This is a genomic window from Pseudomonas sp. AP19, assembly GCF_001728855.1.
Taxonomy (GTDB): Bacteria; Pseudomonadota; Gammaproteobacteria; order Pseudomonadales; family Pseudomonadaceae; genus Aquipseudomonas; species Aquipseudomonas fluorescens.
The window spans coordinates 87,098-109,933 of the sequence record NZ_LXJP01000014.1; the positions used below are offsets into that span (position 1 = coordinate 87,098).

Sequence of the window (22,836 nt, forward strand, 5' to 3'; positions counted from 1 at the left end):
AGTCAATGCACCACTGAGTTGGGCGGCAGGTGCCCCAGCCGCTCCGTCAGGCGCAGGCGCTGGATCGGGTCCTCGCTGAGCAGCAGGGCGTGTTCCAGGTCAAAACGTTCGGCACTCGGGCAGTCCAGACGCTGGTACAAACTGGCCCGCGCCAGGTAGTCGGCGGCGCTGGCATTGCCCAGTTCCAGCACGCGTTCGGCGTCGACCAGCGCGGCCAGCGGGTTGTCATTGGAGAGGTGCAGTTGGCGCAGGTTGCGTGACAACCGTTGCAGGATCGAACGCGGCTCGGCGGTGTGCAGGTGGTCGGCCTGCAACTTGAGGTTTGGCCCGTACTGGCGATGCAGCAATTCACGGCAGTCATTCGGGTACAGGCGCCGCCCGCCGCAGGGGTCCAGCAGGTGATCGGCGCCGGGCACCCGCAGCAGAAAGTGGCCTGGGAAGTTCACGCCCACCATGGGGATATTCAGGCGCCGCGCCAACTCAAGTGCGATCAGGCCCATGGCCAGGGGTTGTCCGCGTTTGCGTTGCAATACCTTGTCGAGCAGGGCGGCCGCCGGGCGCAGCGGGGTAAAGTCATCCTGAGCGAAGCCCAAGTCATTCATGCGCCGTAGCAGCGGCTGGCCGAGTTCATCCGCCGGCAACATGGGCATGCCAACGCTGACCTGTTGCTGCAACACGATGAGGTCTTGCAGGATCAGCACGGGCTGCACGGCGCAGTCGTGTTCGGCAGCAATCCACAGCGCCGCTTCAAACAGCGCAGGGGGTGAACGGTCCAGGCAGGCGAAAAAGGCTGTGCGGGGATTCATTGCGTTCTCCGGCGGATGCCCCGTTTTAGCCTTGCTGAGAATTTTCGTCCAGTGACTTAAGCAATAACCCACCTGCTTATGTCGCAGATCCCACGAAATCCGGCGGCTTATTCCAGCGCACTTCGGCAGTTTTCTACCGCAAGCCTATACTTGGGCCTCTACCAGAAGTGATTCGGGAGCTCGACGATGTTTGCGCTTATGCACAGCACCCGCCTTGAGTCGCTGCACCTGAGTGTCGACGCGGTCACCGGGCTGAAGGCGGTCATCGCCATTCACAACAGCCGCTTGGGGCCGGCCTTGGGCGGTTGCCGTTATCTCGCGTACCCCGACGATGAAAGTGCCGTGGCGGATGCCGCGCGTCTGGCCCAAGGCATGAGCTACAAAGCCGCCCTGGCCGGCCTGCAGGTGGGCGGCGGGACGGCGGTGATCATCCGTCCCGTGCACGTGGAAAGCCGCGCCGCCTTGTTTGAAGCATTTGGCCGTTGCATTGAAAAACTCGATGGCCGCTTCATTACTTCGATCGACAGCGGCACGTCAGTGGCCGACATGGACTGCATCGCCCAGCACACACGCTTCGTCACCAGCACCACCGCCGCCGGCGACCCCGCGCCCCATGCGGCCATGGGCGTGTTCACCGGCATCCGCGCCGCGGCCATGGCCCGCCTGGGCAGCGACAACCTCGAAGGCTTGCGCGTCGCGGTGCAAGGCCTGGGCAATGTCGGTTACGCGCTGGCCGAACAACTGCATGCCGCGGGAGCCGAATTGCTGGTGAGCGACATTGACCACGGCAAAGTGCAACTCGCCATGGAGCAACTCGGCGCGCACCCAATCGCCAACGACGCCTTACTCAGCACGCCCTGCGACATCCTCGCCCCTTGTGGCCTCGGTGCGGTGTTCAATCGGCACAGCGTCGGCCAATTGCGGTGCGCCGCCGTGGCCGGTTCTGCCAGCGCGCAACTGACCACCCTGGACGTCGCCGACCAGTTGGAAGGGCGCGGCATCCTCTACGCCCCGGACTACGTGATCAACTCAGGCGGCCTGATCTACGTTGCCCTCAAACACGGCGGTGCCGAGCTGGCGGACATTACCGCGCACTTGTCGAACATCGGTACGCGCCTCACCGAAATCTTCGCCCACGCCCAGGCCGAAAAACGCTCCCCCGCACGGGTGGCGGATGAGTTGGCCGAGCGCCTGCTGTACAAATAGGCCAGGCATTAAAAAGGCCCTGAATCATTGATTCAGGGCCTGTTCAATTCGGGCTTTATTCCGCCGTCGGGTTCAGCAACTCGGACAAAGCGTCCGGTTGGCTCTTGAACGCCTTGGCAAATACATCGCGGTTCTTCGCCATGTAGATCCCGGCTTCTTCCACCTGCTGCTCGCTCAGGGACGGCACGGCTTTTTGCAACACTTCTGCCAGCAACTCAGCGAGTTCAAGCATCTTGTCATGACGGTCAGCTTCGGCTTTATCCATGAACAAACGCTCCAGATCTCGGCTGCTGCGGTATACCACTTCGACGGCCATTCACCACCTCACATGCCTTCACGATAGTTGTCTTTTGCGACTACTGTATTTATATACAGCTAAAAGAGTAAGCCAAACCCTGAGGTTTGGGTAGCAGTTTTTTAATGTAGCCCGTAAATACAGGTTTGGCGTGCCTCATGTCACGCCGCCATCATCTTATACGTGCCTCTGGCCTTTTTTCTGCATGCAGAACAACCGTCACGTCCAACCCGCACTATCCGGTCGAGCCGACCTAAGGAAGTATCATCGTGAAAATCAACTGGGCCGAAAAGCTGCGTCAGCAAGTCCATGGGCTGGCCGAGTCGCTGGGCAATCTGTTCGTCGAGACGTTCCATTACCTGGCGCTGTTCGCCATTGGTGCGGTGACCGCCTGGGCAGCGGTGATGGAGTTTCTGGGGATGCTGGAGACCGGGCACATCAAGATCGATGACATCTTGCTGCTGTTCATCTACCTGGAATTGGGCGCGATGGTCGGGATTTACTTCAAGACCAACCACATGCCGGTGCGCTTCCTGATCTACGTGGCGATCACTGCGCTGACGCGCCTGCTGATCTCCAATGTGTCGCACCACAACCCGCCTGACATCGGCATCATCTACCTGTGTGGCGGCATTCTGCTGTTGGCGTTTTCGATTCTGGTGGTGCGCTACGCGTCGTCGGCATTTCCGTCGGTGAAGGTTGAAGGCCCGCGCCGCAAGGGCGAAGCGAGCCTGGAAACCGAGAAGGGCGAGCTTTAAAGCCCGACGCTGAAGGGCAAGGTGCGGGCGGGCGGGCGCTGCAGGAGTTTGTGGCTGTCGCCGTCCGTCATCACCGTGAGGATTTCCATGGCGCTGTGGCCCTGCTCGATGGCGATGCCGAACTGAATACTTTGTACCAGCCGTTTGAGCCGCTGCGGGTCGTTACGTTGTTCGGCGCTGATCATGCGTTTGGCCACCACGCCGTCCTCATTCGAGAGGGTCAGCATGATGCTGCCATCCAGCCGTTGGATGCTCAGGTTGACGCGGTAGTTGGGGGTGAAGGTGTCGGTGATGATCTGAAAAGGATTGTCCATGGTGCGTTACCGCCTGATAAGAACATGCAGTCATTGACGACCGGTGTCAGGATTAGTTCGCGTTGCCTGACCATCGGCCACTCCGTCGCTGAGGTTTCACAAAGTCCGTTTGCCTCATGAGCTCTACAGCAAGGCGCGTGCCGTAAAGCAATCGATCCCCAGTGACCTGCCAATGTGGGAGGGGGCTTGCTCCCGATAGCGGAGTATCAGCCAATAAATGCTCGGCTGAAGGACCGCCATCGGGAGCAAGCCCCCTCCCACATTTGTATTGAGTCGTTCTTCAGGTCGGTGGGCTATTTCAGGGCAATACCGAAAAAACGATCGCAGACAGCGCAATCAGCCCGATCACCACCACAAACACATTCGACACTTGGCCCGAGTACTGGCGCAGCGATGGCACGCGGCGAATCGCGTACATCGGCATCAGGAACAGCAGGCACGCGATGATCGGCCCGCCCATGGTCTCGATCATCCCCAGGATGCTTGGGTTGAAGGTCGCCACGGCCCAGCAGGTCAGCACCATGAACAGTGCGGTGCAGCGTTCCAGCCCTTTGGGCGACATCGAGCGATTACGCCCGCGCAAGGATTTGACGATCAGCCCCTGGAAGCCTTCGCTGGCGCCGATGTAGTGGCCAAGGAAGGATTTGGTAATGGCCACCAGCGCGATCAACGGCGCGGCGTAGGCGATTACCGGCGTCTGGAAGTGGTTGGCCAGGTACGACAGGATCGAAATGTTCTGCGCCTTGGCGGCAGCCAAGTCAGCTGGCGACAGGGCCAGCACGCAACTGAAGCAGAAGAACATCACGGTCAACACCATCATGCCGTGGGCAGTGGCGAGGATGCCGCTGCTTTTGCGCTCGGCCTGGGCGCCATACACGCGCTTCTGGTCCACCGCGAACGCGGAGATGATCGGTGAGTGGTTGAAGGAAAACACCATCACCGGGATCGCCAGCCACAGGGTTTTGAAGAACAGCGGCCACGGCATGCCCTCGCTGGCCGAGGCGAAGAATGCACCGTTCCAGTTGGGGATCAGGCTCACGGCCAGCAATAGCAGGGCGGCGACGAACGGGTACACCAGCACGCTCATGGCCTTGACGATCACGCCCTGGCCGCAGCGCACGATGGCCATCAGACCGAGGATCAACACCAGCGACAGGATCGCCCGGGGCGGTGGGGCCATGTGCAGCTGGTGTTCCATGACACTGCTCAGGGTGTTGGTCAGCGCCACGCTGTACACCAGCAGGATCGGGAAGATGGCGAAGAAGTAGAGCAGGGTGATCAGCTTGCCGGCGCCGACGCCGAAGTGTTCTTCGACCACGTCGGTGATGTCGCCGGATTTGCCTGACAATACAAAACGCGTCAGCCCACGATGAGCAAAGAAGGTCATCGGAAAGGCCAGCAACGCCAGCACGATCAGCGGCCAGAAGCCGCCGACGCCGGCATTGATTGGCAGGAACAAGGTGCCTGCGCCGATGGCGGTGCCGTACAGGCCCAGCATCCAGGTGGTGTCGTGTTTGGTCCAGCCGGTTGTTGCGGTGGTCTGTGAAACAGGCTGTTCAGCAGCAGGTGTACGTACATCGGTCATCGGTATTGCCTCGTTATTATTTTTGCGCGGGCTCACGTATGGGGCGGGTAAAAGTGCTCCGATCAGCACTCCACCCAGCTGACCGCCAGGCCGCCCCGTGAAGTTTCTTTGTACTTGTCATGCATGTCGGCACCGGTATCGCGCATGGTGCGGATCACCCGGTCGAGGGAAATGAAGTGTTTGCCGTCACCGCGCAGGGCCATTTGTGTGGCGTTGATGGCTTTGACGGCCGCGATGGCGTTGCGCTCGATGCATGGCACTTGCACCAGCCCACCGACCGGGTCGCAGGTCAGGCCGAGGTTGTGTTCCAGACCGATTTCGGCGGCGTTTTCCAGTTGTTCCGGGGTGGCGCCGAGGATGTCAGCCAGGCCGGCGGCGGCCATGGCGCAGGCGGAACCCACCTCGCCCTGGCAACCGACTTCGGCGCCGGAGATCGAGGCGTTCTTCTTGCACAGGATGCCGACGGCGGCCGCAGCGAGGAAGAAATTGACGACATCATCGTCAGACGCGTCCGCGTTGAACTTCATGTAGTAATGCAGCACGGCCGGAATGATCCCCGCCGCGCCATTGGTCGGCGCAGTGACCATCCGCCCGCCGGCCGCATTTTCTTCGTTGACGGCGAGGGCAAACAGGTTGACCCATTCCATGGCCGACAAGGTCGAGGTGATGACATTGGGTTTGCCGATTTCCAACAGGCTGCGGTGCAATTTCGCCGCACGGCGCGGCACATCCAGGCCGCCTGGCAAGATGCCTTCATCGCGCAGGCCTTGCTCCACGCATTCGCGCATCACTGACCAGATGTGCAGCAGCCCGCTGCGGATGTCTGCATCGCTGCGCCATGCGCGCTCGTTGGCCATCATCAATTCCGACACCCGCAGGCCGTGCTTGTTGCACAGGGCCAGCAGTTCGACGGCACTGGAAAAGTCGTAAGGCAATTCCACATCGCTGGTCGGCGCAATGCCCGAGGCCGCTTCAGCCGCTTCGATGATGAAACCGCCACCTACCGAGTAATAGGTTTGTTCGCTCAGCAGGCCGCTGTCGCCGTGGGCATGCAGGGACATGGCATTGGGGTGGTAGGGCAGGCTTTCGTCCAGCAGTAGCAGATCTGTGTGCCAATTAAAGGCAATGTCCTGTTTGCCCGCGAGCAATAAACGGCCGGACTCGCGCACTTGCTGGATACGCGTGTTGATCGAGGTCGGGTCGACCTTGTCTGGCCATTCGCCCATCAGGCCCATCACGCAGGCGCGGTCGGTGGCATGGCCGATGCCAGTGGCGGACAGCGAGCCGTACAGACGCACTTCGACACGGCGTGTGTCGTTCAGCAAATGTTGGTCGGTAAGGGCTTGGGCGAAGGTCGCCGCCGCGCGCATAGGGCCGACGGTATGCGAGCTGGAAGGGCCGATGCCCACCTTGAATAGATCGAAAACACTGATAGCCATGCTAAAGCCTTACAAGCAATGGAGTAGAAATCGCTGCCATGTTTTGTAGGACGAGCGGAATTGGCGCGATACTGGGCCTCTGGATCGGCACTGACCAACGAATTATCCTAAGACACCCTTTAGCAGGACTAAACCCTATGGCCCGGCCCCTTCATGGCCAGACGTATGTCTGGCTGCACGTGTTTTCCTGTGCTGCGCGGCATCTGTCGTTCACCCGCTGCGCCGAAGAACTGCACATCACGCCGGGGGCGGTGAGCCAACAAATTCGCCAGTTGGAGGAGCGTCTGGGCTTTCGGTTGTTCCATCGGCGCGCGCGCGGGGTGGAACTGAGTGCCGAAGGGCAGCGGTTGGCGGCGACGGTGGGGGAGGCCTACGGCAGCATCGATGCTGAATTGCAGCGCTTGGACGCAGGGATGATCAGCGGCACCTTGCGCTTGCGTTCTATTCCCTCGTTTCTCGGCAAGTGGCTGACTCCACGCTTGCCACGCCTGCAGCAACGGTTTCCGGATATCCAGCTGCGCATGGTCGCCGAAGACAGCAGCATCGCGCTGCACGAGGGCGACTTCGACCTGGCCATCGATTTGAACGACGGCAGCTACCCTGGCCTGTTATCCACAGCCCTGCTCGATGAGCAGATTTTCCCGGTGTGCGCGCCCAGCCTGTTGCGCGGCCGTCCGCCCTTGCATGGCCCGGCTGACCTGGTGCATTTCCCGCTGTTGCACGACATCACCGCCTGGCGTGGCAGTTATGAATACGCCGAGTGGGAGTTTTACCTGAACGCCATTGGCTACCACCAAGCCGACGTGCGGCGCGGGCACACCTTCAACCGCAACCACCTGACCATCGAGGCTGCCATCGCCGGCATGGGCGTGGCCATCGCGCGACGCACGTTGCTCAACGATGAGCTGGAGCGCGGCACCTTGATCGTGCCGTTTGGCCTGGCGGTGCCCAACCATAAACGCTACGTTTTGCTTTACGCGCCGGGCGCATTAAGCCATCCGGGCGTGCGCGCGGTGCATGACTGGCTGGTGGAGGAAGCGGGGATTTTTCGCGGATTGCACCCATTGGGGGAGGGGCAATTGTAAGGTTCGCTGGGCGTAAGAAGATGTAACTAACTCCCCACCCTAACAGCGTTTTTGCTCGTAGTCAGACTTAATTTGTAATGTGGGATTTATCTTTGCAAAGGGGTTGAAATGTTCTCCTGACTGCTCAATTGTGTAATCAAGAGGTCATGGTTTCACCACCCCGGTGTTGCAGTTTGTGACCTCTCGCGAGCTAGCTGAAATAAGGGAAGAACTATGCAAATCCAAGTCAATAGCGATAACCATATTGAAAGCAGCATCCGACTGGAGGAGTGGGTACGTACGACCATTGAGAGCACGCTCGAACATTATGAAGAACACCTGACCCGCGTCGAAGTCTACCTGCGCGATGAGAACGGCGATAAGCCCGGTCCTCATGATTTAAGCTGCCGTCTGGAAGCACGGCCAAAGGGCCATCAACCGCTGTCGGTCGCTCATAAGGCCGATACTCTGGAACAGGCAATCGACGGCGCAGCCGTCAAGCTGGAGCATGCGCTGGAACATCTGTTCGGCAAACTGCAAGGCAAGCCACGCGCTGCCGGGAAAAGCCAGCCGACCACCAAAGTGAATGAAGACGAGCTTGAACAGGAGTTTCTGGAAAAAGAACGTGCGGTCTTTAACAGCTGATAGCTGACGGTTCTTTCATCCCCACGAAAACGGGCCTGCAGTTGCAGGCCCGTTTTCGTTTATTGGGCGCGTCGGAAAAAATACCCGCTCAACATCGCCAACCCGCAAGCGCCCAAACCCGCAAAGAGCATCGCCCAACCGACGCCGTGGCGCAGCGCAGCCTGCGCATCGGGGCGGGCCAGCGCCAACACGTCCAGCTTGCCCGCTGCAAGATGCTGGCTGATTTCTGGCCACTCCATTGCCGTGGTGTGGGGCAGCAGGCTTGCGAGGTGATGGCTGATTCCCAGCAACAGCACCAACCCCATCAGTGCGATATTGAGTGCCAGGGTTATCAACCGGGCACTGAGGTCGATGCCTGAGGCCATGCCCGCGCGGTCGGCTGACACTGAGCCGGTGGTGGTGTTGGTGGTGGGCGAGTTGGTCAGCGCCAACCCGACGCCGGCCATCGCGCAGCTGACAAGCACCCAGGCAATGCTCGGATGCTCGGCACCATTGGCCGCCGCCATGCTGATAAATCCTGCGCCCATCAAGCCCAGGCCCAAGGGAATGATGCGGTCTGCGCCGTAGCTCAAGGCCAGACGTTCGGCCAACGGTGGCACCAGCAACGTGGGCAGGGTGTAGGCGAGCAGCGCGCCGCCAGTGGTCATCGTGTCGTAGCCCAGGCCGGCCTGGAAGTAGAGCGGCAGGTAGATCATGAATGGCCAGAAGCTGAAATTCATGCCGATCGAGCCCATCAGCGCGCCGTTGAAGCGCTGGATGCGGAACACCGAGAAGTCGAACATCGGGTGAGTACTACGCCGTTCAATCAGGATAAATAGCAGCAGCCCGCCCAGTGACAAGCCTGCCCAACCGAGCATGGCCGGTGCGCCGAAGCCGTTCTCGCTGCCTTGGGTGATGAAGTACACCAGCGCAAACACCGACAGCGTCAGGGTCAGCATGCCAGCAATGTCGAGACGATGGCCAGCCGGGTCGCGGGATTCCTCGACGCTGATGCGCAATAACACCAAGGTCAGCACGGTGAGCGGCCCATGCACGAGGAACACCCAGCGCCGCCAAGATCAACGCGCCCACCATCGGGCCGAAGCCCAGGCCCACGCCCGCGATCACCCCCCATATTGCGAAGGCCCGCGCCCGTGCCGCCGGTTCACGAAACTGGTGCGAAAGAATCGCGAACTGACAAATCATCATCGCCCCGGCACCCACGCCCTGGACAAAACGTGCGGTGATCAGCATGGACGCGTCGTTCGCCAGCCCACACGTCAACGAGGCCAACCCAAACAGCCACAAGCACAGCACCAGCATGCGTCGGCGCCCAAAGCGATCGGCCAATGTCCCCGCCGCCATCAACACGCTGGTGCAGGCCAGGGTGTAGGCATTCATGATCCATTGCGCGTCATGAAAGCCGGTACCCAGCTGCTGCTCCAGGGTCGGCAGGATGACCGGCACGCTGGAGATTTCCAGACCGAACATCAGGGCTACGAGGCAGACGGCGGTGAGGGCGAGGCCATCTCTGGCCGTGCGCGGGGCGCTGACGACCGATACAGCGGTGGCGGGCGGCATGGGTGGTTCCTTTCGATTGGGTGAGAGCGCTATTCTCGCGGGAACAGGGTTCTTTATTTGTGATAACTTTTCCGTCAATAAGGGAATCAAGGGCGACAATAGACTCATGGCCACCCCGCGTTTTGATGGCGTTGAACTCTTCCTGCAAATTGTCGAGAGCGGCAACCTGACTGAAGCTGCCGAACGCCTGAACCTCACCCGTTCTGCGGTGGGCAAGGGTTTGGCGCGGTTGGAAGCCCGTTTGGGCACCTGCCTGTTGCAGCGCTCCACCCGCCGCCAGCGTCTGACCGAGGACGGGCAGGCCTACTATGAGCATTGCCTGCGTGCACTGGCAGAGTTGGAGGCCGCCGAATCGGTGCTCGAGAGTGGCCGCCAGCAACCGCGTGGACGGCTAAGGGCAAGCTTGCCGCTGGCCTTTGGTCACCACTATGCGGCGCCTGCTTTGTGGGGGTTGATGGACCGATACCCGCAATTGGAGATCGAGATTTCTTTTTCTGATCGGCTGACAGATCTGGCCCAGGAAGGTTTCGACGTTGCCGTGCGTATCGGCCCGCTCCCGGATACCGACCGCCTGAGTGCACGCCGCCTGGGTGAACAGTCCGTGGGCCTGGCCGCTTCGCCGGCCTACCTGCAGCGTGTCGGGCCGATAGAGCGTATCGAGGACCTCGCCGGTCACCGAGGCATTGCCTACCGTTGCGCTCATTCGCATCGCACCGGTGTGACCTCGCCTTTGGTGCTGGACGACCTCCAGGCCGTGGCCGATGCCGCCATCGCTGGCGTGGGCCTGGCCTGGTTGCCGAGTTGGTTGATTGCGCACTATGTGCTGCGTGGCCAACTGGAAGCGGTACTGCCCAGCTACCGCGACCAGCCTGCGCCGATCCATGTGATTTGGCCCACGGCCACGCACATGCCGGCCAAGACGCGCTGCGCCATCGACGCCCTGGTCGCGGCGACCCCCAGTTGCCTGGCGGGCAGTTAGAACGCGATGGAGGTTTGCACGTAGACGGTGCGCGGCTCGCCCACGTATTTGCCCTTGTTGTTGTCGTCGAACGAGCGGGTGAAATACTGCTTGTTGAAGATGTTTTTCACCCCGACGGCCACGTTCAAGTCCGACAGTTGTGGGCCAAAGTCATACGCCGCGCGGCTGCTGAACAGCATGTAGCCGGGGATGCGTCCGTTGGCGCCGTCGGCGGTCTCAGCCTGGGTATTGGCGTTGTCGGCGAACTGGCTGCTCTGGTAGCTGCTGTCGAGGTTGAGTTTCCAGCGGCCTTCGGTGTAACCCACGCCGAGCGTGCCTTTGTGCTTGGACGAAAAGGGGACGCGGTTGCCTTTGTTCGGGCCGTTTTCACGGATGGTCGCGTCCACATAGGCATAGGTGGCGTACACATCAAACCCTGCGAGCACCGGGCTCAAACCGTCGAGCGCGTAGTTGATGCTCGACTCGATGCCCTGATGACGCGTTTCACCGCGGGCGATCACCGAATCGTGGTCTGGTTGCTGTCGTACTGGTTGTCGAAGTTAATCAGGAACGCACCGATTTCCGCACGCAAGGTGCCGTTGTCATAGCGCGTGCCGAGCTCCCAGGTACGGGCTTTTTCCGGTTTCACTTCGCCGCTGGTCACCCGGTTCGGCATTTGGCTGTACTGCACGCTGCCGAATGAGCCTTCGGTGTTGGCGTAGAGGTTCCAGTCTTCGGTGAGGTGGTAAAGCACATTCAGCGCCGGCAGTGCGGTGTTGTAATCGCCCTTGTACTTCACGTTCGTCAGGTTGTTGGTCTGCTGAGACTCGATCATCTCGTAGCGCACGCCCGGGGTGATGGTCCACTTGCCGATATCAATGCGGTCGTCGACGAAAAACGCGTTGGCCTCGGTGGCACCTCGCGTGTCGCGGTCATTGCGGCTGTTGGTGGTCGGCAACTGCTGGTTGGCGCTGATCGGCGTGCGGTAGCGCAATTCGTGGCCGGCTTCGTTGATGTAGCGGTAACCGACGCCCACTTCATGGCTGCTCGGGCCGATGTCGAAGCCTTGGGCGAAGCGGGTTTCCAGGCCGCGCACCCAATACTCGCGGGGTGACAGTGAGAGGAAGTTGCCCTGGTCCAGGTAGCCGTTACGCAGCGTGGTGGTAAAGAAGGTGTTGGCGGTGAATTCGCGGCGGTCTTGCTGGTAGCGGTAACCGGCGTTGAACATCGTACGGCGGCCCCAGAATGTGTCGTAGGGGCGCGTGGACTGATACGGATCAGCCTTGTAGTCCTTGACGTTCAAGCCACCGGGCATATCGGCCTGGCCCTCGTAGTACTGCGCCATGGCGTTGAAGCTGTTGGCGTCGTCCAGTTGGTATTTGCCCTTGAGGATCAGGTCGTCGATGCGCGTGTTGCTGTTTTCGCGCCAGTCACCGCCACGGGTGCCGGAGTACAGGATCGCGCCGCCCAGGCCATTGTCGGCGGTGCCGCCGGCCAGCAGGTTGCCGGTGGTTTTGAAACCATCGTGGCTGGAGGATGGGCTGGTCTCGGTCTGCAAGCCGCCTTTGACCGTCGGCGCATCCGGGATCGCGCGGGTCACGAAGTTGACGATGCCGCCGACGTTTTGCGGGCCGTAGCGCACCGCACCGCCGCCGCGTACCACGTCGACTGCGTCCATGTTGCCCATGCTGATCGGCGCGAAGGACAGCTGCGGTTGGCCATACGGTGCGAAGGGCACCGGGATGCCGTCCATCAGCACGGTGGAGCGCGAGGCCAGGCGCGGGTTGAGGCCGCGAATGCCGAAGTTCAGCGCCATGTCGTGGCTGCCGGTGCCATTGTTTTCCGGGGCGTTGACGCCGGGGATGCGGTTGAGCACGTCACGGGCCTGGGTTGCGCCCTGGCGCTCGAATTCCTCACGGCGGATCACATCACGCGCACCGGGGTGTTCGAACACGTTGGTTTGCGCCGCGTCGCCGAGCCAGTCGCCGACCACGCTTGAGGTTTGCAGTTCGAGGGTTGCGGGGCCGTTGGCCGGTTGCAGGCTGTAGGCGTTATCACCTTCGGCACGGGCTTGCAGGCCGGTGCCCTCCAGCAGTTTGTGCAGGCCTTCGGCAGCGCTGTAATTGCCCGATAACCCACCGCTGTGCATGCCGGCGGTGACCTCGGAACCGAAAGAAATCAACACGCCAGCCTCACGCCCAAATTGATTCAGCGCTGCTTCCAGGGTCGCCGGGGCGATGTGATACGGCTTGGCATCGGCAGCCATCACCTGCGGCAGCACGGTAAGGCTCAGGCTGGCGCCCAGTAGGAGTTGGCGCAAGGTGCGGGCGAGAAGCGTCGTTTGCTGGGGCATGAAGAGCGGTCCTGAGAAGGAAAGATCAAGGTGGCTTTCCTTCTCTGTCACGCGAGGTGTGGAAATCGGCTCACTTGCGGGTAAAAAAGTGCTGAAATAATCTCAGGCGCGTGCTTCTACGGTCACCCAGTAGCGGGTAAAGCGCCGCACTTTGACCGGCAGGCTGACTTCCAGCAGGTCGAGGATGCGCTCGCTGTCGTCCAGCGGGTAACTGCCGGACAGCAGCAGGTTGGCCACTTGCGGGTCGCAATTAAGCTGGCCGCGACGATAGCGACCCAGCTCGGCAAGAAAGTCTTCCAGGCGCATGTGTGCGGCCACCAGCACGCCGTCGGCCCAGGCGCCGCTGTTGGTATCGGCCGCAAGCGGGGTGTCCCAGCCTTTGCGAGTGAAATTGACCTGGCGCGCGGTCTCGACGCTTAAAGGCAGGCCGCGATAACTGCTAGGCATTATGTCGACAGTGCCGTCAAAAACCGTCAGTTGGGTATGATCGTTGAACTGGCGCACATTCAGCCGTGCGGCCTGGCTGCTGAGCAAGCCCTGACCGGTGAGTACATGCAGCGGCGTATTGCCGGCGCGGGCTGTCAGCAGCATTTCGCCCTCAAGCAGGCGGATCAAGCGTTGGCTGCGATCAAAATGCACATCCACCGCGCTGCCGGTGTTGAGCTGCAACCGGCTGCCATCGGCCAATTGCACGTTGCGCCGCTGGCCGACGGGGCTGCGGTAGTCAGCGGTCAATGGCGGCAAAATATGCTGCTGGCGCAGGCCCCAGGCGGTGGCCGAGCCGGCACCGAGGACCAGCAGCAGCTTGAGGGCCTGGCGCCGGCTGCGGGATTGGGGCGCGCTCAACGCGGCATGCGCCAGCGGCGAGGGCATGCCGCGCAGGCGCTGGTTGACGCGCTGAATATGCTCCCACGCGCGTTGATGTTCGCTGTGGGCGTTCAGCCATTGTTGCCAGGCCGCTTGCTGGCGCGGGTTGAGCGCGCCTTGCTGCATTTCCAGCAACCAATGCACCGCCTGCTCGGCGACCTGAGTCGAAAAGTTCATAGGGCGAAGTAGCAGCGCATCGCCGCTTTATTCAGGTGGCGTTTGACCGTGGCGATGGAAATGCCCAGCTCGGCGCCGATTTGTGCGTAGCTCAAGCCGTCGAGCTGGGCCAGCAGGAACGCACGTTTGACCAGGGTAGGCAGGCCGTCGAGCAATTGGTCCAGCTCCAGCAGGGTTTGCAGGATGATGGCGCGTTCTTCTTCCGAGGGCGCCACGTGTTCAGGGCTCTGCGCCAATGCCTCAAGGTAGGCGCGTTCCAGGTCCTGGCGGCGGTAGAAGCTGAACAACACGCGCTTGGCAACGGTGGTGAGGAAGGCACGAGGTTCGATCAGCGTTGGGGTTTCCCGTGCGCTGAGCACGCGGATGAACGTGTCCTGCGCCAGGTCGGCTGCGCTTTCCGGGCAGCCGAGCTTGCGTCGCAACCAGCCGGTGAGCCAGTGGTGATGGTCGTTGTACAAAACTTCGACGGTATTGGACGGCTGCAACGCAATCACTCCACAAGCATGGGCATGCTTTAGAGAACAAGAATTGTTCGCATTGTAGGGCGCATGACAAGGTTCGGCAATCGGCCAGCGCAGATCAATCATCCGTTCTCTTTTGCTTATGAGAATATTTATCATTAATATTGCGCACTGATGAACTTGGCGCCTCCGGCATGAAAAGCAAACGCTCACTTCCTGTTACCTACCGACTGGCTGTCACCTCGCGCGTGCTGGCAGCGGTGGTGGGCGGCTATTTGCTGGCGTCCCTGGCCAGCATCTGCCTGGCGCTGTGGATGCCAACGTCGCGTGCCGACGCCGTAATCACCGGGATGATGAGTTCGTTTGTGTTTTACCTGCTGGCGGTGCTCTGGTGTTTCGCCTGCCGTACGGCGTGGCGCGCCTGGTGTGGGGTGATGCTTCCCAGTGCACTGTTTGCCACCCTGGCAGGCGTGGGTGTGTGGATGGCGCGCACATGAAAGAGGGCTTTCGCCAGGCCATGGCCTGGTTGCACACATGGGCGGGATTGATTTTTGGCTGGCTGCTGTTTGCGATTTTCCTGACCGGCACCTTGTCCTATTTCAAGGACGAAATTACCCACTGGATGCAGCCCGAAGTGCACGCCCACCCGCTGGACGATGCGCGCAGTCTCGCTGCCGCACACACCTATTTGCAGCAACATGCGCCGACTGCCGCACGCTGGTTTATCACCTTGCCGGACAGCCGCGATCCGGGTCTGTCGGTGATGTGGCAAGACACACTCGACCCCGGCAAGCGCGGCAACTTTATCCGCAAGGTCCTCGACCCTGTCACCGGCCAACCCGTCCAGGCCCGCGAAAGCATGGGCGGCGACTTCTTCTATCGATTCCACTTCCAACTGCAAATGCCTTACCCGTGGGGGCGTTGGCTGTCGACCATTGCCGCGATGGTGATGTTCGTCGCGTTGATCACCGGCATCATCACCCACAAGAAAATCTTCAAGGACTTCTTCACCTTCCGCCCACGCAAAGGCCAGCGTTCGTGGCTGGACGGGCATAACGCGGTAGGCGTGCTGGTGTTGCCGTTTCACTTGATGATCACCTACAGCAGCCTGGTGATATTTATGAACATGGTGATGCCAGCGCCTATCACTGCCTTCTACGGCAGCGACAGTCGCGGGTTTTTCAATGAAGTGTTCCCCGCGATCAACAATGCGCCAGCGCTTGGCCAGCCGGGCAAATTGCTGCCGTTGTGGCCGATGTATGAGCAGGCCCGCACGCAATGGGCGGGCGGCCATGTCGGTCGTTTGGTGGTGAATAACCCGAGTGATGTGAATGCCTCGGTCAATGTGGTCCGCGCTGGTACCGACAGTGTGGTGCAGGATTTCGGCAGCACCCTGTCTTTCAATGGCACCACTGGCCAGCTGTTGCGGGTGAGTGGCGAGCAGTCCCTGCCGGCGGCAATCAGCGGCAGTTTCTATGGCCTGCACATGGGCCATTTCGCTGGCCCGGTGCTGCGCTGGCTGTACTTCATCTGCGGCCTGGCGGGCACGGCGATGATCGGCACCGGCTTGGTCATATGGCTCGGCAAGCGTCAGCTCAAGCACGCTAAAAGCGCGGTGATGCCGTTTGAACTGCGGCTGGTGGAGGTGCTGAATATCGCCAGCATGTCCGGGCTGGTGCTCGCTGTCGCAGGGTTTTTCTGGGCCAACCGCTTGTTGCCGGTGAGCTTCGCCGAGCGCTCCGATTGGGAAATAAATAGCTTCTTTATTGCCTGGGGCCTGAGCCTGTTGCACGCCGTGCTGCGTCGAGGCCGCCAGGCTTGGGTTGAGCAATTGAGTCTCGGCGCGCTGCTGTTAGCGGCGGTTCCACTGCTGAACGCACTGACCACCGCGCAGCACTTGGGCGTGTCACTGGCCAGCGGCGACTGGGCCATGGCCGGCTTCGACCTGACCTGCCTGGGCAGCGGCGTGTTCCTCGCGTGGGCCGCCTGGAAGATGCACCACCGCAGCGCGCCGCAGCTCAAGGTCGAACGGGCACGCGGATTGACGCTCACGCAGGAGGCGAACTGAATGCTGCTCGCATTGCTGATGTGCTACGCCGGGTTTGCCGCGCTGTGCCTGTCCACCGATCGGCATCATGGCGAACTGCTGCACAGCAAGCCTTCGCGACCGCGACGCCTGACGTTACGTATGGGCGGTGGGTTGCTGCTGGTGCTGTCGACGTGGCCGGCGGTGGCCACCTCGGGTTGGGCTCAAGGTTTAGTGGAGTGGTGCGCCGTGTTGATGCTCAGCGCACTGTTGCTGGTGTTGCTGTTGCCGTATCGACCAAGGCTGGCCTTGAGCCTGGCGGGTGTCGGCCTGCTGGCCAGCCCGGTTGCTGCCTTCGCCCTGTGCTGAGCCTGCCATGATGATCAGCACGCCACCCGAATCCCAGGACCGCCCGCCTACCGATGCGGCCGGTGGGCGGGCGCATTTCCTGCAGGTGTTTTTATCCCAGCGCTCGCAAATGGAGGCGCTGGTCAGCCGACGCGTGGGTTGCCGTGCCACGGCGGCCGACCTGGTGCAAGACCTGTTCCTGCGCTTTTGGCGTCGACCGCTGGTGCAGGTCGAAGAGCTCAGCACCTACCTGTTGCGCTGCGCGGGCAACATCGCCATCGACCATTTGCGCAGTGAGGGCGCGCGCGTGCGCAGCAGCGAAGGCTGGTTGCCGGAACAACAGGGCAACCAGGGCTGCGAACCCCAGGCAGCCCTCGAAGCGGGCAATGACCTGCGCCACGTCGAAGCTGCCTTGCGCAGCTTGCCGGAGCGCACCCGGCAGATTTTCCTGCTTAACCGCATCCACGGCCGCAAATACTCGGAAATTGCCAAGGCCATGGGGCTGTCCCAAAGCGCCGTGGAAAAACATATGATGCGTGCCCTCGAAGCCTGCAAGGCTAGCCTTCGCGAACCACCGCAGCCACGCACGCCAGGGAAAGCACCGTGAACGTTACCCCTACGCCCGCCCAGGAGCAGGCCGCACTCGACTGGCTGAGCCTGTTGCACGACGAGCCCAGCAGTGGCGACCAGGCCACGTTCAGCCGCTGGTTGCGGGCCGATCCCGCCCACATCCACGCCTATGCCCGGGCCCAGGTGCTGTGGGAGTTGAGCGAGGTGCCCGCGCGCGCACTCGCGGACGAAGATGCCGTGGCGTTGCAGGGCTACCTCCATTCAATGAACCGCTCAAAACGCGTGCGTGTTGTGCGCGGCGCCGGTGCCTTGGCCATGGCCGCGTGTTTGCTGGTGATGCTGTCCCTGGGCGCGGGTTGGCAGCCATCGCGCTGGGTTGATGACTTCGGCGCCGACTACGTGACCGCGCCAGGCGAGGTCAAGACCGTGACCCTGGCCGATCAAACCCGAGTGACCCTGGATGCCGACAGCGCCATTGCCGTGGACTTCAGCCATGGCGAGCGGCACATCCGGTTGCGCCGTGGCGCGGGTTTTTTCAGCGTGACTCACACGGGTCAGCCTTTTGTGGTCGAGGCAGGCAGCGGCGAGGCGCGGGTCTTGGGCACGCAGTTCGAAGTGCGCCTGCAACCGGCCGGGGCCGAGGTGACGGTGCTGTCCGGCCGGGTCGGCGTAACGCCGTCCAGGCAAGCTCAGCAGCAAATCCTGACGGCCGGCCAGCAGGTGGCCTACGTCGAGGGTGTGGCCGATGTGCTGCACGCGGTCGACAGCGAATCGCGTCTGGCCTGGCGTGACGGTTGGCTCAATTACTACAAAGCACCGTTGGCCGACGTGGTTCAGGACCTTCGCCGTTACTACCCTGGGCGAATCCTTCTGCTCAACGATGAGATGGCCGCCAAGCGTATCAGCGGCAGTTTTCCGAGCAAGGACCCGGTGGCGGTTTTGAGTGCCTTGCAGGCGGTTCTGGGCTTTGAACAACACACTGTTTTAGGGCGCATGATCGTGTTGCGCTAGACACGATCGGTGGGTTCACCACCGCCATTTACAAAAAAACGCCCCGCTAAAATTTCTTCCAGGCAGCTATAGGCCAGGTACCACGCTGCCTGCAGACCTTTCATTTAACCTTCATCGCAATGGCCCAAACCTGTCACCAAACCGTTACACGCGGCAAGGATGATCCCCGGATTCCTGAGCAGGTGGTCAGGAAGATTGGCGTCGCCGTTCACCCGGTTTTGACCGCCAGCACCTCCCTCCATAACAACAGATAGATGCACGTAAGGGATCTACTCGTGAAGATCAACACACTCTCTGCCCTGCTGTTCGCTTCGGGCCTAGGAAGTTTTGCGCCACTGGTTCTGGCAGACACCACGCAGGATGTCGGTTCGGTGGACGTCGCCGGTAAACAGAGCCTGGGCAACGGCCACATGATTCGCGAAGAAAGTGCCAAGGCGCGGTCGACGGTGACCAAGGAAGCCATGGACGAAATGTCGGGGACCGCCAACGCCATCGACAAACTCAAATACACGCCGGGCATCAACGTTTCCAGTGATGACGCCAGCGGCACCAGCGGCACCAACTTCACCATGCGGGGCATGAACTCCGACCAGATCGGGGTTTCCGTCGATGGCGTGCCGATCAACGACTCGGGCAACTACAGCGTCTATTCAAACCAGTTGGGCGACCCGGAAAACCTCGCCGAAGTATTCGCCACCCAAGGCTCTTCGGAAGCGGACGGCCCGCACATCGGCTCCAGCGGCGGCAACATCGGCATGATCACTCTGCGGCCGACCAAGGAGTCCGGGGTGTTCGCCAAACAGATCGTCGGCGCCAACGATTTGCGCAAGACATTCGTGCGGGTCAATACCGGCGATTTTGGTGGCCTCAAGACCTGGGTCTCGGCGTCTCACCTGGAAGGTGACAAGTGGCGCGGCAAAGGCACGCTGCGCAGCGACAAGGTCGAGTGGAGCAGCCTGTTTGAAGACGGCAGCGGCAACTCCACACTGGCCACGATCAAGTACAACAACCAGGAAAACTACAACTACAACACCCTGAGCAAGTCGCAATTCGAGACAGAAGGGCGCCGCAAGGACTACTCGGAAACCCCGGTTTACAAGTCGGGTCTGCTGTCGTCGTCCTACAAGCTCAACCGCAACCCGTTCGAAAGCGTCAACGCCACGCTCACTCAGCGCTGGCAGCTGCAGGACAACCTGTCGTTGACGGTCACGCCTTATTATTACTGGGCCAACGGCGGCAGTTTCAGCGGCCAGACCGCGTCGAACCTGGGGCCCAAGTCCGACAAGGCGGGCAACTACGACCTGAGCAACCTGAAATCGCTCAACTACTATCGCCCTTCGTGGACCGAAACCTGGCGCCCTGGCGTCACCGCCAAAATGAAATGGGACATCAACGAAGCACACAGCCTGGACTACGGCTATTGGTATGAACGTGCTCGTCAGCGCCAGACCCAGCCCTTTATCGGGATCAATGGCGAAGGTGCACCCGATGATGTGTGGGGTGACTACAACAGCGGCGGCCAGGTGGTCGACAAGAACGGCGCAACCGTACAGGGGCGTCATTACTACACCATCACCCCGGCTCAGAAGCTCTGGGTTCAGGACAGCTGGCAAGCCACGCCGGACCTGAGTTTTGTCGGTGGCGTCGCCTACCAGTACGTCGAGCGCGACGGCAACAATCTGGGCAGCCTGTACGACACGCCGGAAAAACGTAACACCCGCTACCACCAGTTCCTGCCGAACTTCAGCGCCAAGTACCAGGTCGACGAAAGCAACCAGGCGTTCTACAACGTCACCCGCAACATGCGCACGCCGCCAAACTATGTGCTGTACAACAAGGGCGACTCGGTCAGCCTGAAGCCTGAGTTGAGCTGGAACCAGGAACTGGGCTGGCGCTACACCGAAGACACCCTGGCGCTGAGCGCGACCTTGTTCTACATCAGCTTCAAGGATCGCCAGTTGTCGACCACCGACTTGAACGGTGACTACGCGGTGATCAACGTCGGCAAGGTCGACAACAAAGGCCTGGAGTTGGAATGGAGCGGCCTGTTGCCGCACAACTTCAACTACTACGCCTCCTACACCTACACCCAGTCTGAGCAGAAAGACAATCTGCTCAGCAAGAATGTGTTGCTGCCGACAGCGGGCAAGCAACTGGCCAACGTGCCGGAAAACATGTTCAACCTGGTGTTCGGCTATGACGACTCGCGTTTTTACGGCAACGTTGCGGGCAAATACGTCGGCAGTTTCTACGGCGATTTGACCAACGACGAAAAAATCTCCGGCCGTACCGTGTTTGACCTCAACGCCGGTATCTACTTGCCGGTCGACAAGAAAGTCATCAAGTCCGCGGCCCTGCGCTTCTCGATGCTTAACGTGTTCGACAAGGAATACTTGAGCTCGGCGCGCACCGTGTCGTTCAACTCGGCACCGGTAAACGGCCTGGCGCCGAGCACGGCGTATTACAACGTGGGTGAGGAGCGCACGGCGATGGTGTCGCTGGAAGCCAACTTCTAATTCAAGCTGGCGTTGAGCTGAATGTGGGAGCGGGCTTGCTCGCGAAAGCGGAGTGTCAGTCGCCACATCTATTGACTGATCCACCGCCTTCGCGAGCAGCTCGCGCCCACATTTGATCTGCAGTGTTTTACAAATTGGGTGACTTCAGCGCGGCCATAATCGCATCCGGGTTGTAGTCGCGAATCAGCGTGCCATTCACGTCCACAAATGGGATACCGCCGCCGCCCAAGGCCTCATAGGCCTTGCGCGCCTGGGCGTCCTTCTCGATATCCAGCGCCTGGTACGGAATGCCTTTCTGATCCAGAAAGCGCCGGGTCTGCTTGCAGTAGCCACACCACTCGGTGGCGTAGAGCACCACGCGCGCTGAGGCGCGCACCTGCTCGGACACCACCTGCGAGGGGTTGAACAGCCGCTCGACCTTGCCCCAGTTCTGGAAGAACACCACGACCAGCAATACCAGCAGGACTTTCTTGAAAACCCCGCCAAGCATCAGTTACGGCGCTTGAGCTGGTCGGTCAATTGGGTCGGCAGACCCTTGATGATCAGGGTGCCGGCGGCCTCGTCGTATTCGATCTTGTCGCCCAGCAGGTGCGCTTCAAAGCTGATCGACAGCCCCTCGGCACGCCCGGTGAAACGACGGAACTGGTTGAGAGTGCGTTTGTCGGCCGGGATCTCCGGCGACAGGCCGTAGTCCTTGTTGCGGATATGGTCGTAGAACGCCTTGGGCCGATCTTCATCGATCAAACCCGACAGCTCTTCCAGGCCCATCGGTTCGCCAAGCTTGGCCTGGCTGCTGGCGTAGTCCACCAGGGTCTTGGTTTTCTCACGGGCCGATTCATCCGGCAGGTCTTCGCTTTCGACGAAGTCGCTGAACGCCTTGAGCAGGGTGCGGGTTTCGCCCGGGCCGTCGACGCCTTCCTGGCAACCGATAAAGTCGCGGAAATACTCCGAGACCTTCTTGCCGTTCTTGCCCTTGATAAAGGAGATGTATTGCTTGGACTGCTTGTTGTTTTGCCACTCGGACACGTTGATCCGCGCTGCCAGGTGCAATTGGCCCAGGTCCAGGTGGCGCGACGGGGTCACGTCCAGCTCGTCAGTCACCGCCACGCCTTCGCTGTGGTGCAGCAGGGCGATGGCCAGGTAGTCGGTCATGCCTTGTTGATAGTGGGCAAACAGCACGTGGCCGCCGGTGGAAAGGTTGGACTCCTCCATCAGCTTTTGCAGGTGCTCGACCGCCGTGCGGCTGAAGGTGGTGAAGTCCTGGCCGCCGTCGAAATACTCCTTCAACCAGCCGCTGAACGGGTGCGCGCCGGACTCGGCATGGAAGAAGCCCCAGGCCTTGCCTTGTTTGGCGTTGTAGCTCTCGTTGAGGTCGGCAAGCATGTTCTCGATGGCGGCGGATTCGGACAACTCCGAATCGCGGGCATGCAGAACTGCGGGTGTGCCGTCGGGTTTTTTGTCGATCAGGTGAACAATGCAATGACGGATCGGCATAGGCTTCTCGGCTGGTTGAAGGGGAGCGGTTGGCCTCCCCGAAAAGTCGCCCAGTGTACCGCACCCATTGGCCAAGACACGTGTCCAAGGGTGCTTTGGTCGCTCTCCGACGGGCTATATGCCTTTTTTTCACGGTTTAGAGCGATAAAGCTGACCAAATGGGTATGTTGAGGCGGATATTTCCCCGTCTCTGTGCTAGTTTTGCCCCGTCTTACGCCAAGTCTCGGCGTTAAGCGTGCATTCAGCATCTGTCAGGTCGAACCAATCCCCGTTTCAAGCATCTATAACCCCGATCTCCGTGGTTATAGCCGGGGGTGCCAGACCATGACGGTCGGGCTCGACGGCTGACACTGCACTCTGCAATCCATATGAATTTGATAGGG

General features: G+C 61.0%; 20 protein-coding genes and 2 pseudogenes. 11 read left to right on the forward strand and 11 right to left on the reverse strand.

Features of this window, described 5'->3' with window-relative positions:
- Positions 1 to 2: 2 nt before the first annotated feature.
- A complete protein-coding gene (locus tag A7D21_RS12750; RefSeq protein ID WP_069551845.1) occupies positions 3 to 806 on the reverse strand; it encodes a SirB1 family protein in 804 nt (267 codons plus the stop codon).
- Between the two features lie 186 nt (positions 807 to 992).
- Here A7D21_RS12750 and A7D21_RS12755 point away from each other — a divergent pair, with 186 nt between their 5' ends.
- Positions 993 to 2,012 carry a Glu/Leu/Phe/Val dehydrogenase dimerization domain-containing protein gene (locus A7D21_RS12755; RefSeq protein ID WP_053254547.1) on the forward strand — a complete coding sequence of 340 codons (1,020 nt, stop codon included), beginning with the start codon at positions 993 to 995 and terminating at the stop codon, positions 2,010 to 2,012.
- A 55-nt stretch (positions 2,013 to 2,067) separates the two neighbouring features.
- On the opposite strand, the gene A7D21_RS12760 is transcribed toward A7D21_RS12755, so the two are convergent.
- Positions 2,068 to 2,328, reverse strand: coding sequence for a YebG family protein (locus A7D21_RS12760; protein WP_016974596.1), 261 nt, complete (start codon positions 2,326 to 2,328; stop codon positions 2,068 to 2,070).
- Between the two features lie 248 nt (positions 2,329 to 2,576).
- Between A7D21_RS12760 and A7D21_RS12765 the strand changes: the two genes are divergently transcribed.
- Positions 2,577 to 3,065, forward strand: a complete 489-nt coding sequence (locus A7D21_RS12765) for a phosphate-starvation-inducible protein PsiE (protein WP_017135172.1) — start codon at positions 2,577 to 2,579, stop codon at positions 3,063 to 3,065.
- Here the strand turns inward: A7D21_RS12765 and A7D21_RS12770 are convergent.
- The 3 genes from A7D21_RS12770 to A7D21_RS12780 form a co-directional block, all read right to left on the reverse strand.
- Positions 3,062 to 3,379: a DUF3509 domain-containing protein gene (locus tag A7D21_RS12770; RefSeq protein ID WP_053254548.1), complete on the reverse strand. Its 318-nt coding sequence runs from the start codon at positions 3,377 to 3,379 to the stop codon at positions 3,062 to 3,064. The two genes, A7D21_RS12765 and A7D21_RS12770, sit on opposite strands and share 4 nt — an antisense overlap.
- 298 nt (positions 3,380 to 3,677) lie before the next feature.
- Complete coding sequence (locus tag A7D21_RS12775; RefSeq protein ID WP_053254549.1) at positions 3,678 to 4,964, reverse strand: serine/threonine transporter; 1,287 nt, start codon at positions 4,962 to 4,964, stop codon at positions 3,678 to 3,680.
- Between the two features lie 62 nt (positions 4,965 to 5,026).
- Entirely contained in the window at positions 5,027 to 6,403 is a 1,377-nt protein-coding gene (locus A7D21_RS12780) for an L-serine ammonia-lyase (RefSeq protein WP_053254550.1), read from the reverse strand.
- Positions 6,404 to 6,540: 137 nt separating this feature from the next.
- Between A7D21_RS12780 and A7D21_RS12785 the strand changes: the two genes are divergently transcribed.
- A complete protein-coding gene (locus A7D21_RS12785; RefSeq protein WP_053254551.1) occupies positions 6,541 to 7,488 on the forward strand; it encodes a LysR substrate-binding domain-containing protein in 948 nt (315 codons plus the stop codon).
- A 213-nt stretch (positions 7,489 to 7,701) separates the two neighbouring features.
- Entirely contained in the window at positions 7,702 to 8,112 is a 411-nt protein-coding gene (locus A7D21_RS12790) for an HPF/RaiA family ribosome-associated protein (protein WP_053254552.1), read from the forward strand.
- Positions 8,113 to 8,171: 59 nt separating this feature from the next.
- Here A7D21_RS12790 and A7D21_RS12795 read toward each other — a convergent pair.
- A pseudogene (locus tag A7D21_RS12795) lies at positions 8,172 to 9,672 on the reverse strand (MFS transporter).
- 106 nt (positions 9,673 to 9,778) lie between these two features.
- Between A7D21_RS12795 and A7D21_RS12800 the strand changes: the two are divergent.
- Positions 9,779 to 10,651, forward strand: a complete 873-nt coding sequence (locus tag A7D21_RS12800; protein WP_053254554.1) for a LysR family transcriptional regulator — start codon at positions 9,779 to 9,781, stop codon at positions 10,649 to 10,651.
- Here A7D21_RS12800 and fecA read toward each other — a convergent pair.
- The 3 genes and pseudogenes from fecA to A7D21_RS12815 all read right to left on the reverse strand — a co-directional run bounded on the left by fecA (position 10,648) and on the right by A7D21_RS12815 (position 14,512).
- Positions 10,648 to 12,983: pseudogene (gene fecA / locus A7D21_RS12805) on the reverse strand (TonB-dependent Fe(3+) dicitrate receptor FecA). The gene A7D21_RS12800 and the pseudogene fecA overlap by 4 nt on opposite strands.
- A 102-nt stretch (positions 12,984 to 13,085) precedes the next feature.
- The gene (locus A7D21_RS12810) at positions 13,086 to 14,027 is read right to left on the reverse strand and encodes a FecR domain-containing protein (protein ID WP_053254556.1); all 942 of its coding nucleotides are present in this window, start codon (positions 14,025 to 14,027) and stop codon (positions 13,086 to 13,088) included.
- Positions 14,024 to 14,512 (reverse strand): sigma-70 family RNA polymerase sigma factor, encoded by a 489-nt coding sequence (locus A7D21_RS12815; protein ID WP_069551857.1) that lies wholly within the window; start codon positions 14,510 to 14,512, stop codon positions 14,024 to 14,026. The genes A7D21_RS12810 and A7D21_RS12815 overlap by 4 nt, the downstream gene beginning before the upstream one ends.
- Positions 14,513 to 14,682: 170 nt before the next feature.
- Here A7D21_RS12815 and A7D21_RS12820 point away from each other — a divergent pair, with 170 nt between their 5' ends.
- The 6 genes from A7D21_RS12820 (at position 14,683) to A7D21_RS12845 (ending at position 20,959) form a co-directional block, all read left to right on the forward strand.
- Positions 14,683 to 14,985, forward strand: a complete 303-nt coding sequence (locus tag A7D21_RS12820; RefSeq protein WP_053254557.1) for a DUF3649 domain-containing protein — start codon at positions 14,683 to 14,685, stop codon at positions 14,983 to 14,985.
- A complete protein-coding gene (locus A7D21_RS12825; protein ID WP_069551846.1) occupies positions 14,982 to 16,556 on the forward strand; it encodes a PepSY domain-containing protein in 1,575 nt (524 codons plus the stop codon). The genes A7D21_RS12820 and A7D21_RS12825 overlap by 4 nt, the downstream gene beginning before the upstream one ends.
- Positions 16,557 to 16,883 carry a DUF3325 domain-containing protein gene (locus A7D21_RS12830; protein WP_069551847.1) on the forward strand — a complete coding sequence of 109 codons (327 nt, stop codon included), beginning with the start codon at positions 16,557 to 16,559 and terminating at the stop codon, positions 16,881 to 16,883.
- A 7-nt stretch (positions 16,884 to 16,890) separates the two neighbouring features.
- The gene (locus A7D21_RS12835; RefSeq protein WP_053254560.1) at positions 16,891 to 17,469 is read left to right on the forward strand and encodes an RNA polymerase sigma factor; all 579 of its coding nucleotides are present in this window, start codon (positions 16,891 to 16,893) and stop codon (positions 17,467 to 17,469) included.
- Complete coding sequence (locus A7D21_RS12840; protein ID WP_069551848.1) at positions 17,466 to 18,443, forward strand: FecR family protein; 978 nt, start codon at positions 17,466 to 17,468, stop codon at positions 18,441 to 18,443. Before A7D21_RS12835 ends, A7D21_RS12840 begins: the two co-directional genes overlap by 4 nt.
- Positions 18,444 to 18,718: 275 nt before the next feature.
- Positions 18,719 to 20,959, forward strand: coding sequence for a TonB-dependent receptor (locus A7D21_RS12845; RefSeq protein ID WP_053254562.1), 2,241 nt, complete (start codon positions 18,719 to 18,721; stop codon positions 20,957 to 20,959).
- Positions 20,960 to 21,086: 127 nt separating this feature from the next.
- Here the strand turns inward: A7D21_RS12845 and A7D21_RS12850 are convergent, their stop codons facing one another.
- Positions 21,087 to 21,449, reverse strand: coding sequence for a glutaredoxin family protein (locus tag A7D21_RS12850; protein WP_069551849.1), 363 nt, complete (start codon positions 21,447 to 21,449; stop codon positions 21,087 to 21,089).
- Positions 21,449 to 22,453 (reverse strand): nucleoid-associated protein YejK, encoded by a 1,005-nt coding sequence (gene yejK, locus A7D21_RS12855; RefSeq protein WP_003171997.1) that lies wholly within the window; start codon positions 22,451 to 22,453, stop codon positions 21,449 to 21,451. The genes A7D21_RS12850 and yejK overlap by 1 nt, the downstream gene beginning before the upstream one ends.
- Positions 22,454 to 22,836 lie beyond the last annotated feature (383 nt).